This is a genomic window from Solwaraspora sp. WMMA2065 (assembly GCF_030345075.1).
Lineage (GTDB): Bacteria > Actinomycetota > Actinomycetes > Mycobacteriales > Micromonosporaceae > Micromonospora_E.
Map to the genome: position 1 here is coordinate 3,325,017 of NZ_CP128361.1, position 13,745 is coordinate 3,338,761.

The 13,745-nt window shown below is 69.8% G+C and carries 17 protein-coding genes; 6 read left to right on the forward strand and 11 right to left on the reverse strand.

Going from position 1 to position 13,745, the window contains the following annotated elements:
• Positions 1-11: 11 nt before the first annotated feature.
• Positions 12-629: a DUF4126 domain-containing protein gene (locus O7610_RS14915; RefSeq protein ID WP_281551348.1), complete on the forward strand. Its 618-nt coding sequence runs from the start codon at positions 12-14 to the stop codon at positions 627-629.
• 31 nt (positions 630-660) lie between these two features.
• On the opposite strand, the gene O7610_RS14920 is transcribed toward O7610_RS14915, so the two are convergent.
• From O7610_RS14920 to O7610_RS14940, 5 genes are read right to left on the reverse strand one after another with little or no spacing between them, the layout of a single operon-like run.
• Positions 661-1,404, reverse strand: a complete 744-nt coding sequence (locus O7610_RS14920; RefSeq protein WP_289213522.1) for an ABC transporter permease — start codon at positions 1,402-1,404, stop codon at positions 661-663.
• Entirely contained in the window at positions 1,401-2,303 is a 903-nt protein-coding gene (locus O7610_RS14925) for an ABC transporter ATP-binding protein (protein WP_289213523.1), read from the reverse strand. The genes O7610_RS14920 and O7610_RS14925 overlap by 4 nt, the downstream gene beginning before the upstream one ends.
• Positions 2,304-2,324: 21 nt before the next feature.
• A complete protein-coding gene (locus tag O7610_RS14930; RefSeq protein ID WP_281551351.1) occupies positions 2,325-3,050 on the reverse strand; it encodes a hypothetical protein in 726 nt (241 codons plus the stop codon).
• Positions 3,047-3,940 (reverse strand): ATP-binding cassette domain-containing protein, encoded by an 894-nt coding sequence (locus tag O7610_RS14935; protein WP_289213524.1) that lies wholly within the window; start codon positions 3,938-3,940, stop codon positions 3,047-3,049. Before O7610_RS14935 ends, O7610_RS14930 begins: the two co-directional genes overlap by 4 nt.
• Positions 3,937-4,305 carry a GntR family transcriptional regulator gene (locus tag O7610_RS14940; protein WP_281551353.1) on the reverse strand — a complete coding sequence of 123 codons (369 nt, stop codon included), beginning with the start codon at positions 4,303-4,305 and terminating at the stop codon, positions 3,937-3,939. The genes O7610_RS14935 and O7610_RS14940 overlap by 4 nt, the downstream gene beginning before the upstream one ends.
• Positions 4,306-4,451: 146 nt before the next feature.
• Between O7610_RS14940 and O7610_RS14945 the strand changes: the two genes are divergently transcribed.
• Together O7610_RS14945 and O7610_RS14950 are read left to right on the forward strand one after the other, a co-directional pair.
• Positions 4,452-5,312: an ABC transporter ATP-binding protein gene (locus tag O7610_RS14945; protein ID WP_289213525.1), complete on the forward strand. Its 861-nt coding sequence runs from the start codon at positions 4,452-4,454 to the stop codon at positions 5,310-5,312.
• A gap of 29 nt (positions 5,313-5,341) precedes the next feature.
• Positions 5,342-6,184, forward strand: coding sequence for an ABC transporter permease (locus O7610_RS14950; RefSeq protein WP_289213627.1), 843 nt, complete (start codon positions 5,342-5,344; stop codon positions 6,182-6,184).
• Between the two features lie 163 nt (positions 6,185-6,347).
• Here the strand turns inward: O7610_RS14950 and O7610_RS14955 are convergent, their stop codons facing one another.
• Both O7610_RS14955 and O7610_RS14960 read right to left on the reverse strand, forming a co-directional pair.
• The gene (locus O7610_RS14955; protein WP_289213526.1) at positions 6,348-6,902 is read right to left on the reverse strand and encodes a P-loop nucleotide/nucleoside kinase family protein; all 555 of its coding nucleotides are present in this window, start codon (positions 6,900-6,902) and stop codon (positions 6,348-6,350) included.
• A 293-nt stretch (positions 6,903-7,195) separates the two neighbouring features.
• Positions 7,196-7,414: a winged helix-turn-helix domain-containing protein gene (locus tag O7610_RS14960; protein ID WP_281551357.1), complete on the reverse strand. Its 219-nt coding sequence runs from the start codon at positions 7,412-7,414 to the stop codon at positions 7,196-7,198.
• 354 nt (positions 7,415-7,768) lie between these two features.
• On the opposite strand from O7610_RS14960, the gene O7610_RS14965 reads away from it, so the two are divergent.
• Positions 7,769-8,173 carry a DivIVA domain-containing protein gene (locus tag O7610_RS14965; RefSeq protein WP_289213527.1) on the forward strand — a complete coding sequence of 135 codons (405 nt, stop codon included), beginning with the start codon at positions 7,769-7,771 and terminating at the stop codon, positions 8,171-8,173.
• Complete coding sequence (locus O7610_RS14970) at positions 8,170-8,835, forward strand: GNAT family N-acetyltransferase (RefSeq protein ID WP_289213528.1); 666 nt, start codon at positions 8,170-8,172, stop codon at positions 8,833-8,835. The genes O7610_RS14965 and O7610_RS14970 overlap by 4 nt, the downstream gene beginning before the upstream one ends.
• Positions 8,836-8,848: 13 nt before the next feature.
• On the opposite strand, the gene O7610_RS14975 is transcribed toward O7610_RS14970, so the two are convergent.
• The 4 genes from O7610_RS14975 to murA all read right to left on the reverse strand — a co-directional run bounded on the left by O7610_RS14975 (position 8,849) and on the right by murA (position 12,999).
• Positions 8,849-9,136, reverse strand: a complete 288-nt coding sequence (locus O7610_RS14975) for a type II toxin-antitoxin system RelE family toxin (RefSeq protein WP_281551360.1) — start codon at positions 9,134-9,136, stop codon at positions 8,849-8,851.
• Positions 9,137-9,289: 153 nt separating this feature from the next.
• Complete coding sequence (locus tag O7610_RS14980) at positions 9,290-10,360, reverse strand: IS110 family RNA-guided transposase (protein WP_289213628.1); 1,071 nt, start codon at positions 10,358-10,360, stop codon at positions 9,290-9,292.
• Between the two features lie 225 nt (positions 10,361-10,585).
• The gene (locus O7610_RS14985) at positions 10,586-11,434 is read right to left on the reverse strand and encodes a 3-hydroxyacyl-CoA dehydrogenase family protein (RefSeq protein WP_281551361.1); all 849 of its coding nucleotides are present in this window, start codon (positions 11,432-11,434) and stop codon (positions 10,586-10,588) included.
• Between the two features lie 131 nt (positions 11,435-11,565).
• Positions 11,566-12,999, reverse strand: coding sequence for a UDP-N-acetylglucosamine 1-carboxyvinyltransferase (murA, locus tag O7610_RS14990; protein ID WP_281551362.1), 1,434 nt, complete (start codon positions 12,997-12,999; stop codon positions 11,566-11,568).
• On the opposite strand from murA, the gene O7610_RS14995 reads away from it, so the two are divergent.
• Positions 12,998-13,570, forward strand: a complete 573-nt coding sequence (locus O7610_RS14995; RefSeq protein WP_289213529.1) for a cob(I)yrinic acid a,c-diamide adenosyltransferase — start codon at positions 12,998-13,000, stop codon at positions 13,568-13,570. The genes murA and O7610_RS14995 overlap by 2 nt on opposite strands.
• The last annotated feature ends 175 nt before the right edge of the window (positions 13,571-13,745 follow it).

A 13,745-nucleotide genomic window follows, 5' to 3' on the forward strand; every position in this document is an offset into this window, starting at 1 on the left:
ATCCTGGTGACGTGTTCGAACTGCTGACCGGGACCGGGCTGGCCTCATCCGCGGGGCTCAACGCCTACATCCCGCTGCTGACCGTCGGCGTGCTCGCCCGCTACACCAGCCTGATCACGCTGCCGGACGGCTGGCAGTGGATGTCCGACGAATGGGTGCTGGGCATCCTCGCCGTCCTGCTGGTTGTCGAGGTCGTCGCCGACAAGGTGCCGGTCGTCGACCACGTCAACGACGTGGTGCAGACGGTCGTCCGGCCGACCGCCGGCGGGCTGGCGTTCGGAGCGGGGTCGGCGTCGGAGACGGTGACGGTCAGCGACCCCGGAGGGTTCTTCTCCTCGGACCAGTGGGTTCCGGTGCTGGTCGGCGTGCTGATCGCGCTCGGCATACATCTACTCAAGGCGACCGCCCGACCGGTGATCAACACCGCCACCGCCGGGATCGGCGCGCCGGTGGCGAGCACTGCCGAGGACGCGACCAGCGTGGTGATGTCGGTCGTCGCGATCCTGCTGCCCGTCCTGGTGCTGGTCTTCCTGGTGGCATTGCTGATCGGCGGGCCGCTGCTGATCCGCCGGGCCCGGCAGCGCCGCCGGGATCGGCAGGCGGCCCGGGCCGCCGGATACCGGGTCTGACCGGACATCCCGGGCCGCGCATCGCATCGCCTCACCGCCAGCGGAACAAGCGGGCCGCCAGGGCACCGACCACCGCCAGGTAGCTGACCATCACCAGCAGGTGCAGCGGACGAACCGCCTGCCCGGCCCAGCTGGCCTGCAAGGCCTGGCTCAGTGCGCCGAGCGGGGTGAGGTCGCTCAACCGGCGGATCGTCTCGGGCATCATCGGCCCCGGGGTCCACACCCCGGCGAAGAACAACATCGGGAAGTAGACCAGCATGCCGATGGCGTTCGCCGCCCGCCCGGTCGACGCCAGCGCCGCGATCAGCAACCCGACCGTGAAGGTGGCCGCCCCGCCCAGCAGGAACACACCGAGGAAGCTAACCGGATGCTCGGGCAGCGGCACCCGGAACGTGACCGCCGCCGCGGCGACGGCCAGACCGACCGCGAGCGTCGTCGCGGCCACCGAGACCAGCAGCTGGGCACCGAGCAGCTTCGCCGGGCGTACCGGGGTGGTGGCCATCCGGCGCAGCACCCCGCGTTCCCGGTACCCGGCCACGGTCGTGGGCAGGGTGGTGATCGCGACGGTGGCGACCGCCATCGCGACCACCACCGGCAGATAGATGTCGATCGGCCGCAGCCCGGCGAGCTCCGCCACCGGGGTACGGAAACCTGGCATCACCCCACCCAGCACGACGACCAGCAGCATCGGGAAGGCCAGCGACATCACGATCGCCGCCGGGTCCCGCAGGAACAGTTTGGCCTCCATCACGGTGAGCCGGCGCAGCGCGGTCACCGGTCACCTCCGGTGAGGGCGAGGAACGCGTCGTCCAACGTCGCCTGCTGCAGGCGCAGCTCGCGCGGCGTGACGCCGTGCCGGGACAGCGCCGCCGCGACGGCGAAGAACAGCTCCGCACCGCCGTCGACAACGACCTCACGACCTTCGATGGTCACGGCGGTAACCTGCGGCAGCTCGGCCAGCAGGGCGAGGTCGAGCGGTCGGTCCGGGACGAACCGGATCCGCTGCCCGCTGTCGACGCTGGCGGCCAGCCCGGCCGGGGTGTCGAGGGCGACCACCCGGCCGGCGTCGATCACCGCGACCCGGTCGCAGAGCCGCTCCGCCTCCTCCATCAGGTGCGTGACCAGCACCAAAGTGACGCCCCGGTTGCGGACCGATTCGACAAGTCCCCAGGTGTCCCGGCGGGCCGCCGGGTCCAGCCCGGTGGTCAACTCGTCGAGGAACGCCACCTTCGGGTCGCCGACCAGGGCCAGGGCGACGGACAGGCGCTGCTTCTGCCCGCCGGAGAGCTGGCCGAAGCGGGCGTCGTGCCGAGCGGACAGGCCGAGCAGGTCGAGCAGCTCCCGCCAGTCGGCCGGCTGCCGGTAGAAGGAGCTGTAGAGCTCCAGCGCCTCCCACACCTTGATCCGCTCCGGTAGCTGGCTTTCCTGCAGCTGCGCCCCGAGTCGCTGGCGCAGCCGCGCGCCGTCGCGTTGCGGGTCCAGGCCGAGCACCCGTACGGTGCCCCGGTCCGGCCGGCGCAGCCCGAGCGCGCACTCCACAGTGGTGGTCTTGCCGGCACCGTTACGGCCGAGGATCCCGAAAATCTCCCCCTCATCGACGGTGAACGACACGTCGTCCACCGCGATCAGGTCGCCGTACCGCTTGTGCAGCTGCTCGATCTCGATGACGGACATGGCGTCGCTCCTCAGCTCTCCTCAGCCGGAGATCTTCTTCAGTGGCAGCCGGCGGACCAGCAGCCAGGTGACGGCACCGGCGACCAGCAGGGTCAGCAGCGCGATCGCCGTTCCGGTGCCAGCGTGTGCCTCGTCGTCAAGGCCGAGCATCCGGGCGAGGCCGAACCCGGTCCATTCGGTACGGAAGCCGATCTCGACGACGAACGCCGGCAGCAGCACCACTGGCAGCAGCAACGTCCCCCACCACGGATTGAGCAGGTGGTAGACGATCGCGGTCAGTACCCCGGCCGCCATGTAGCCCAGGTTGACCAGGCTGTACTCCAGCCAGATCGCGGCGGCGTCGCCTGCCGAACCGACCAGGTACGGCTCGGTGAGCCCGTCGAGCAGACCGAAGACGTCGAGGGTCAGGTATTCGAGGCCGAAGCCGAGCGTCGTCAGGGTGGAGAAACCGAGGGCGTACGGCACGAGGAAGCCCCAGGAGCCAATCAGCGCGTCCCGCCGGGTGACGCCGTGGGCGACGAACATCGGCAGGTAGGTGCCGACGGCGATGATGCCGAACACGAAGGTGAACCAACGCGGTGCCTGCAGGCCCATGTTCTGCCACATGCTCGCTTCGACCGTGCCGAACCGGGCGATCAGGCCGACGACCACGGCCCAGACCAGGTAGATGATCGTCCAGTACCACCCGGCCAGCGGCAGCGACCGGCGCAGCAGCGTACGGGTGACCTTCCAGGCGGTGGCGTTCATCGCCGGGCCTCCTTGTCCGTGGTGTCCGCCGTGAGGTGTACGAACAGGTCCTGCAGCCCGATCGGGCCGAGCTCCAGGCCGGCGGCGCGGGCGGCGGCCCGGTCGCCGTCGTCGACGGCCCCGAAGACGGTGGTGGACCGGGTGCCGCCGAGCTGCTGGCTGCCGAGCACGGTGCGTCCGGTGACGAACGCGTCGACGGCGGCGGCCGGGCCGGTCACTGCCGTCCCCCGGGCCCGCAGCGTCTCGGTCTCCTCGTGGGCGACCAGCCGACCCCGGTGCAGCACCACCACCTCCTCGAACAGCGACCCGACCTCCTCGATCAGGTGGGTGGAGAGCACAATGGTGCGCGGGTGCGCGAGGTAGTCGTTGAGCACTTCCTCGTAAAAGGCGTACCGGCTGGGTGCGTCGAGGCCGAGGTAGGCCTCGTCGAAGATGGTCAGCGGTGCCCGGGCGGCCAGCCCGAGGGTGACGCTGAGCGCCGACTTCATGCCCCGGCTCAGCCCGTTGAGCCGCTTGCGCATCGGCAGGTCGAACCGCTCGACCAGACGGGCGGCGTAGTCGGCGTCCCAGTTGGGCCGCAGTGTCGCGGCGAGGTCCAGGATGCAGCTGACCCGGTCGGTGTCCTGGGCGTCAACCCGGTCCCGGACGAACGTGATCTGCGACATGATCGCCGCGTTCTCAAACGGGTCGGCGCCGCCGATGCGCGCCGTGCCGCTGGTGGCGGCCCGGAAGGCGGACAGTACGGCGAGCAGGCTGGTCTTGCCGGAGCCGTTGCGGCCGAGCAGTCCGTAGATCTTGCCCGGGACGAGAGTGAGGTCGAGCGAGTCGACGGCGACGGTGTCGCCGTAGCGGACGGTGAGATTGCGGGTCTCGATGCCCAGGCCGGTCACTGGTGTTCCCCTCCTGCTGCGTGTTGAATGCGGGCGACGACCTCGGTCAACGGGATGCCGATGATCCGGGCCTCGGTGACCATCGGGTCGACGACCTCGGTGAAGAACCGGTCGCGGCGTTGGCCGCGCAGCGTCTCGCGGGCGTTGGGGCTGACGAACATCCCGATGCCCCGCTTCTTGAACAGCACGCCCTCGTCGATGAGCTGGTGGAAGCCCTTGGCGGCGGTGGCGGGGTTGATCCGGTAGTAGCTGGCGTACTGGTTGGTGGACATGACCTGCTCGCCCTCCTGCAGCGCCCCGCTCAGGATGTCGTTTTTGATCTTGTCGGCTATCTGCTGATAGATCGGACTTCGATCATCGAACACGGGAGCACCTCTGGTTCACTGGTTCATTACTCGTGTAATGAACCGTAGCACCGGCGAACCAACCCAGTCCAGCCCGCCAGCGGTGTCCGTCACCACCACGACACCCGGGCGCCTTCCCCCGCACGGCAGGGGCGATAGTTGACGCCATGAGCGACAAGGCGGCGGACGCGCCGGCCATCGAGGTACGCGGGCTGCGCAAGATGTACGCCGGGACACCGGCGGTGGACGGGGTCGACCTGACCGTGCGGCGCGGCGAGGTGTTCGCTCTGCTCGGCCCGAACGGCGCTGGCAAGACCACCACCGTCGAGATCCTGGAGGGCTACCGCCGCCGCGACGCCGGCGAGGTGCGGGTGCTCGGCGTCGACCCCGACCCTGGTACGCCGCAGTGGCGCTCCCGGATCGGCATCGTGCTGCAGGGCACCGGCGAGTTCGACGAACTGACCGTCGCCGAGGTGGTCGGCCACTTCGCCGCCTTCTACCCGGCACCGGACGACCCGGCGGCGGTGATCGACCGGGTCGGCCTCGCCGGCAAGGCCCGCGCCCGCACCCACACGCTGTCCGGCGGGCAGAAGCGTCGCCTCGACGTGGCGCTCGGCATCGTCGGCCGACCGGAACTGCTCTTCCTCGACGAGCCGACCACCGGCTTCGACCCGGAGGCCCGCCGCGAGTTCTGGGAACTGATCCGGTCACTCGCCGGTGCCGGCACCACCATCCTGCTGACCACCCACTACCTGGACGAGGCCGAAGCCCTCGCCGACCGGGTCGGGGTGATCGCCGCCGGTCGGCTCGTCGAGGTGGCACCCCCGGCCGAGCTGGGTGGTCGGCGGGACGCCCTGGCCACCGTCGCCTGGCGTACCGCCGACGGGACGGCGCACCGCGAGGAGAGCGCGACGCCGACGAAGCTGGTCGCCGAGCTGGCCGCGCGCTTCGACGGCGAGGTCCCCGGCCTGACCGTCACCCGGCCCACCCTGGAAGACGTCTACCTGCGGATGATTGGACACAAGTGAACGCGACCACCGGCGGCACCGCCGGCGCTGTGACCTCGCCGGCGGCCGGCACCCCCGGCACCTCATCGGCCGTGCAGCGGATCGGGCCGGCGCGGCTCGGGCTGCGGCAGGGTCGGCTGGAGATCCGGCAGTTCATGCGCAGCCGCGAGTCGGTCGTCTTCACGATGGCCTTCCCGGTCATCATGATCCTGATCTTCGCGTCGATCTTCACCGGCGAGATCACCGACGGCGTACGGTTCACCCAGTACTTCATCACCGGCATGATCGCCACCGGACTGATGACCGTCGGCTTCCAGAGCCTGGCCATCCAGATCCCGATCGAGCGGGACCGGGGTGTGCTCAAGCGGCTGCGCGGCACCCCGATGCCGAAATGGGTCTACTTCGCCGGCAAGGTCATCATGGTGGCGGTGATCGGCTTCGCCGAAACGGTGCTCCTGCTGGCCGTCGCCACCCTGCTGTTCGACCTGCAACTTCCGGACACGGCGTTCAAGTGGTTCACCCTGGGGTGGGTGTCGGTGCTCGGCATCACCGCCTGCACGCTGTGCGGCATCGCCTTCTCGTCGCTGGCGCGCAGCGGTCGCAGCGCCTCGGCGGTGGCCACCCCGGTGTCGCTGGTGCTGCAGTTCACCTCCGGCGTCTTCTTCGTCTTCACCGCGCTGCCCGGCTGGATGCAGCAGATCGCCGCGCTGTTCCCGCTCAAATGGATGTGCCAGGGGCTGCGCTCGGTCTTCCTGCCGGAGGCCTTCGGCACCCAGGAGCCAGGCGGCTCGTTCGAGCTGGGCATGGTCGCGCTGGTGCTGGCCATCTGGTGCGTCATCGGCCTGGTGCTCTGCCTGACCACGTTCCGCTGGACCACCAAACGCGACGGCTGACTCCCTCTGGGCCCGAGGTGCTCGCCCAAAGCTTGATGCCTCAGGTGCATCTTGATGCACCTGAGGCATCAAGCTAAACCGGTACCACCAACCCCGCGAGGCGACACGACCGCCGACACCTGGCCGTGGTCGAGGACCACGACGGAATGGGACCACGGTCGGCTCACCGTCCGGCGTTCACGAAAGCGACGATCTCGTCGAGCCCAGGACGGTAGCCGTCGTTGGTGTCCACTTCGATCTCGGGTACGTCGAGTCGGACGGGCTGGAAGCCGTGGTGGCCGACGGTATGGGTCTGATGGTCACCGAGGTACGTATCGGCGTGGGCGCGCCGGGTTGCGTTTTCGTTCTGCCGCCGCTGGACGCGGTCGAAGGCCGCCTGCGCGGCGACCCGGCAGTGCACCACCCGGATGTCGGCGATTCCGATCAACGGCTGCAGGCCCGGCCGCCACAGGCGGTCCTGGAAAGCCGCCTCGGTGACCGTGGTGACCCCAGCGGTCAGCAGCAGTCGCAGCACGTTGAAGAAGGTGGGCAGGGTTCGAAGGGTCAGCTCGTCGCTCGGTGCGGCGATGATGCCGCCGGCAGTGTGGACCATGCCCTCCTTGATCTCGTCGCGGCAGATCGCCGGGCAGCCGATCCGCCGGGCGAGCAGGTGGGCAAGCGTCGTCTTGCCAGCCCCGGGTGGTCCGCTGATGACGACAAGGGTCGGCTTTGTTTCCACCACGTCGTTATAGCGCGGCGGCCGGTGCACGGGCAGGGACGGCCCTGAGTAGTCGGCCCTGAGTAGTCATAGTCATCTACGGCCAGAAATATCCCCGCCAACTGGCCACCAGCGAAGACCGAACTGGCCACCGACACACCGCCGGCTGACGCGGATGATCATCCGCGCCCTGCCGAACGCTATCGAGGTGAGGCCTACGCACGTTATCTTCGCGTTTTAACGTGCGTAGGCCTCACCTGATCATGAACTACGGCCGCCCGAGCCACCCCTGTCCGCCCAACGCCGACACGCAGTCACTTTGGTTCGGCCACGAACACGCCGACTCCTTCGAGGGTCTCGGTCAGCCCGGTGGCACGGAGGATCATCATCGCCTTGCCGACGACGGTGTCCGAGACGTCGTACTCGCGGCAGAGCTGTGAGCGGCTGGGCAGCTTTGTGCCCGGTGGCCACTCGCCAGACTCAATCTTCGCTCGTAGCTCGTCGGCAAGAACTTGGTACTGCTGCTTGGGCATACACACTCCCCGGATGGCATGCCCATTTGATCACGCTTCTACCTCCGACCTCAACCAGTTGCACGTTGCTCGTTGACCTACAACCGGTGGCGATTGTAGGTTGATGGCGAACGCCCCCGGATGGCTCTTGGGGCGGTCACCTCCGGTCGGGGCGTGTAGCGAGTCACGCCGTTGGGCGTCCCGGCCCCGAAGGTTCGCCCTGGTCGCCGTACCGCCGAGGAGGGCTGCGGTGATCGGGGTGGGGGTGGCCCCGCCGGCATCGGCAAGCGGCAGGGCCACCCCGTCCACCCACCAACAACACCCAGATGAGCGGAACCACCAGCGGCAGCAGCGAGCAATGGGGAGGAACACGAGATGCGTGAACTGTGGCGCCGGTGGCAGGTCCGCCGGCAACGACGCACCATGGCCACCACACCACCGGCTAACTGGCCCGCCGGCAGCGCCACCGGTGTCTACCGGGCACCCGGCAACCCCGCCGGCCACAATCAGCGCGGGTCGGCGTACCGGCCGATCCGGCCCTGGCAGGTCCGCAGCCACCGCTTCCCGACGGTCCCCCGGCGCGGCGGCGGCCGAGGCCTGGACCCCAGCGAGGACGCCGCGTTCCTCGACCGCGTCGCCCACGATCTTGGCGTCGTGTACGCCGAGCTCGAACGCACCTGGGAGCAGAACGACCGGATCAAGGACGCGCTGCGCCGCTGGCAGTCCGCGCAGGCGACGCCCACCCGGCACGGCGTCTACCAGGCCGGCGCGCGCCGGTGACCGGGTCGACGCCGGTCGCCGGCAGCGGTGGCGGTCCGGCGCTGACCGTACGGACCGCCACCGCCGCCGACGTCGAGCCCCTGGCAGAGTTGCTGGCACAGGCGTGCGTACTGGACCCGGTTGTGTCCTGGCTGATCAGCGACCACGCGTTGCGGTACCTGACGATGCACCGGTTCTTCACCGCCGAGCTGGAGTACGCCGTACGGCACGGCATCGTCGACGTGGTCGGGCACTGCGACGGCGTGGCGATCTGGTACCCGCACCCGGCAGACCGGCTCCTGGCGGCGGAACATCAGCGGCGCCGGTTGCGGGCCTGCGGTGACCGGCACGGCCCGTACGCGCACTACACCTTCACCGCCGGCCGCCTGGAACCGACCGGCCGACACCACCATCTGGCGTTCCTGGCGGCGGCACCCTGGCTACGCCGCCAGGGAATCGGGTCGACGCTGCTCGCCGCGCATCATGCCCGGCTGGACCGGATCAGCATGCCGGCGGTGGTCGAGGCGAGCAGCCAGCGGCAGCGGGCGTTCCACGAACGCCACGGCTACCGCGTCGTACGGGTGGCGCACCTGCCGGCCGGCGGGCCGCCGCTGTGGGCCATGCGCCGCTCCGGCGACCCGGTCGACCAACCACCCCTGGCGGCGGCGCTGCGCGTCGGCTGAGCCGGTGCGACTGCTACGGACGGTAGACATCCGCTCGGTGGTCGATGCGGGTGACATGCACTGTCCGGTTGTCCTCGTCGATTCGGTAGACCACCCGGTAAGGGCCGCGCCGTGCCGAGTGATAGCCGGTCAGCTCGCGGGTCAACGGCTTGCCGACCACGTACGGCCTTTCCAGTAGCAGGCCGGTCAGGAACTGACCGACGGCCATCGCGACGGCCAGCGGCAGGCCGACAGGTGGTCCCTCGGTCAGGGCTCGCCGGGCAGCGGGCGCTACGGAGAGTCGGCACGCCTCGTCGCTCACTGCTGTTCGCGCTCCGCGCGGTCAGCAAGCTGGCGCAGTAGTTCGTCAGCGTCGACGCCGTGGCCAGCGGCGCGCGGGCCTTCACCCCCGGCCTGAAGGCCGGAGCACTGGCCCGCATTCCGGTAGCTGGCGTCGAGGATGCTCCTATAGATGTCAAGCTGCTAGTTCAAGATCTTTTGAGGTGATGAGCTGGTAAAGCTCGCGCGCGACGTAGCGCTTGAGGCAGCGGATGATCTCTTTCTTGGACAGGCCTTCCTTGGTGCGCTGCTCGGCGTAGGCGCGGGTGCGCGGATCCCAGCGCAGCCGCACGAGTACGACGCGGTAGAGGGCGGCGTTGGCCTGTCGGTCGCCGCCGCGGTTGAGTCGGTGGCGGTTGGTCCTGCCGGACGAGGCGGGGATCGGGGCGACACCGCAGAGCATGGCGAACCCGGCCTCGGAGGTGAGCCGGTCGTGGTTCTCGCCGACGGTGACGAGCAGCTGACCGGCGACGTCGGGGCCGACGCCGTGGGCGGCGAGCAGGCCAGGGTTGATGGCGGCGACGAGCGGTTCGAGTAGTTCGTCGAGTTCGGTGATCTCGGCGGACAGTTGCTGGTGGCGGCGGGCGAGCGAGCGCAGGGCGATCGTGGCTGCGGTGGCCGGAGCTGCGGCGTCGGCCGGGTCGAGCTGCAGGCTGGCGCAGGTGGCGATCAGCTGCTTGACGGCCAGGCCGCGCAGTTGGGCGCGTAGCTGGTCGGGGGCGGTAACGATCAGTGCCTTGATCTGGCGTTGGGTGTCGGCGCGCTGGTCGACGGCGCTGCGGCGGGCCACCCGCAGGTTGCGCAGGGCTTCGACGCGGCCGTCGCGCTGCTCGGGGGTGCCGGTACGTTCGCCGGCCAGGGCGGCCTTGGCCGCTTGGATGGCGTCGATCGGGTCGGACTTGCCCTGGAAGCGGCGGGTTTTACGGTCAGGGCGGTCGACCTCGACCAGCTCAACCTGCTCGTCGCGGAGTCTGCGAGCGAGTCCGGCCCCGTAGGCGCCGGTGCCTTCGACCCCGACCCGCAGCAGACGGCCGAACCCGCGCATCCAGGTCAGCAGGGCGGTGTAGCCGGCCGTCGTGGCCGGGAACTGCTGGGTGCCAAGAACCCGTCCGACCAGGTCGATCACAGCGGCCGTGTGAGTGTCCTGGTGGGTATCGACTCCACCGACGACCTCGACCGCGGCGATATCAGGTGTAATAGAGGGCATCGTCGTCCTGTCGTTCGTGACTGGGGGCAGGGCGGCACGCACCAGCCGGGCAACGCGGACAAGACAGAGATGGGCCTCTGGCCAGGCTCCTATTAGGTCACAACGCCACGTCCGGTGAGTGCATGAGCACCTCCCGACCGAGGCCGACAAATCCCGTTAAGGACCCGAAGTCAGTCAGTAGGCGGGTCAGACCTCGACGGGAGGTGCTCATGAACATCATCTCTGTCAGTAGGTGTAGAAGCCCTGGCCGGTCTTGCGGCCCAGGTCGCCGGCGGTGACCATGCGCTGCAGCAGCTCCGGCGGGAAGAACTTCTCGTCGGCGGTGTCGGCGTAGATGTTCTTCGCCGCGTGCAGCAACACGTCCGCGCCGGTCAGGTCGGTAGTGGCCAGCGGCCCCATCGCGTGACCGAAGCCCAGCTTGCAGGCGGTGTCGAGATCCTCGGCGGAGACCACGCCGGACTCGACGAGCTTGACCGCCTCGACGACCAGCGCGGCGATCAGCCGGGTGGTGACGAAGCCGGCGATGTCCCGGTTGACCACCACGCAGGTCTTGCCGATCTCCTCGGCGAACGCCTTCGCGGTGGCCAGCGTCGCGTCCGAGGTCTTGTAGCCGCGGACCAGCTCGCACAGTTTCATCATCGGCACCGGGGAGAAGAAGTGGGTACCGACCACCGATTCGGGGCGTCCGGTGACCGCGGCGATCTGGGTCACCGGGATCGCCGACGTGTTGGTCGCCAGCACCGCGTCCGCCTTGCAGATCTTGTCGAGTGCCCGGAACACCTCGTGCTTGATCTCGATGCGCTCGAAGACGGCCTCGACGACGACATCAGCGTCGGCCGCCGCCTCCAGCTCGGTGGTGGTGGTGATCCGACCCATCGTCGACTCGACGTCGGCGGCGCTGATCACGCCCTTGCCAGCGAACTTGTCCAGGGACTGGCGGATGCCGGCGACGCCCCGGGAGGTCGCCGCGTCGTCCAGGTCGCGCAGGATGACCCGCCAGCCCGCCTGGGCGGCAACCTGGGCGATGCCCGAGCCCATCAACCCCGCGCCGATCACTGCCAGCTGACCTGCCATCTCTTCATCTCCTCGTCCACGCGCCTCGACCGGATGTGCCAGCTGGCAGCTTATCCGGCGCACCTGAACGATCGCTAACCCGGGAGGCGGGCGGCCCTCCGGCAGGCATGGCCGAGGAGCCTGCCGAGTGGTCACCCCGCCGGCGCCCCGGACAGCCGCTGCACCTGGACGCCGAGCGAGCACAGGTCGGCCACATAGTTCGGGTAGCCCCGGTCGATGTGGTGCACGTCGGCGATCTCGGTGACCCCCTCGGCGCAGAGCCCGGCGATCACCAGCCCGGCTCCGGCCCGGATGTCGGTCGCCCGTACCCGGCCGCCGACCAGCCGTTCCCGGCCGCGTACCACCGCGTGATGGCCGTCGGTCCTGATGTCCGCGCCCAGCCGCAGCAGTTCGTCGACGAACTGGAACCGGCCGTCGAAGATGTTCTCGGTGACCAGTGACGCGCCCTCGCTGACCGAGGCCAGGCCGATCGCCATCGGCAGCAGGTCGGTGGCGAAGCCGGGGAACGGCAGGGTGACCACGTCCACCGCCCTCGGCCGACGTTCCATCCGTACCCGGAAACCGTCGCCGGTGGTGTCGACGGTGGCCCCGGAGGCCGCCACCTTGTCGAGGGCGACCGCCAGGAACGACGGGTCGACGCCGCGTACCGTGACGTCGCCGCGGGTCATCGCGGCGGCGAACGCCCAGGTGCCGGCGACGATCCGGTCGCCGATGGTGGAGTGGCGGACCGGCCGCAGCTCCGGCACACCCTCGATCCGCAGGGTGGCGGTGCCGGCACCGTCGATCTGGGCGCCCATCTCGGTGAGCATCGCGCAGATGTCGACGATCTCCGGCTCGCGGGCCGCGTTGTCGATCTCGGTGATCCCATCGGCCAGCACCGCCGCCATCACCAGGTTCTCGGTGGCGCCGACGCTCGGAAAGTCCAACCAGATCGTCGCGCCGTGCAGGCCCCGCGCGGCCGAGGCGACGACCAGGCCGTCGGCGGCGGAGATCTCGGCACCCATCCGGGCCAGGCCGGCCACGTGCATGTCGAGCCCGCGCGAGCCGATCGCGTCGCCGCCCGGTTGGGCGACGGTGACGCGTCCGCACCGGGCCAGCAGCGGGCCGAGTACGCAGATCGACGCCCGCAGCCGGCGGACCAGATCGACGTCGGGCTGACAGCTGGGCGCCGGCGGCACGTCGATGATCACCGTGTCGGCGCGTGGCGAGCCGGCAACCGGCCGCAAACCAGCAGCCGACCGCGAGCCGGCGACCAACGACGGTCCGGCAACCGACAGCTGGTCGGACTCGCTCATGGTGACTTCGCAGCCGAGTCCGCGCAGCACGTCGGCCATGATGGCGATGTCGGTGATCCGCGGCACGTTGCCGATCACCGTCCGGCCCGGTGCCAGCAACGCCGCCGCCATCAGTTTCAACGCCGAGTTCTTCGCGCCCTCCACCGGCACCGTCCCGGCGAGCCGACTACCGCCGCCGACCCGGATGACGTCTCCGGACGCGGCCGGCAGCAGAGCTGGCTCGACGGTGGCGCTGCCGGCGCGGCTGAGAATCCGTACCCTGTCGCTCATGGCCGTCCACCTCACCCGCATCTACACCAAGGCCGGGGACACCGGCACGACCAGGTTGAGCAACAACGAACAGGTCGCCAAGACCGACCCGCGCATCTGCGCGTATGCCGATGTCGACGAATGCAATGCCGCGCTCGGTGTCGCCCTCGCGCTCGGTGATCTCGACGAGACGCTGCGCGGGCTGCTCGGGCAGATCCAGAACGACCTGTTCGACGTCGGCGCCGACCTGGCCACCCCGGTCGAGCCGGAGCCGGCGTACCCGCCGCTGCGGGTGACCGAGGCGTACGTGACCCGGCTTGAGGGCTGGTGCGACGAGCACAACTCACGGCTGGCCAAGCTTGACTCCTTCGTCCTGCCAGGCGGTACCCCCGGTGCCGCGCTGCTCCACGTGGCCCGCACCGTCGCCCGGCGGGCCGAGCGTTCGGCATGGGCGCTGATCACCCACGAACCGGAACGAACTAGTGCTCTCCCGGCAAAGTATCTCAATCGTCTCTCGGATCTGCTGTTCATCCTGTCCAGAACCGCAAACCCGGACGGCGACGTGCTGTGGAAACCGGGCGGCGGGCGCTGATCTCGACAAGATCGCGAATCAGCTGATGGCCGGACTGCACCACGTGGAGCTGTGGGTACCCGATCTGTCCGGGGCTGAACCGGGCTGGTCCTGGCTGCTGGGTGAACTCGGCTGGCAGCCGTACCAGCACTGGCCGGCCGGCCGCTCCTGGCGGTACGGCACGACGTACCTGGTG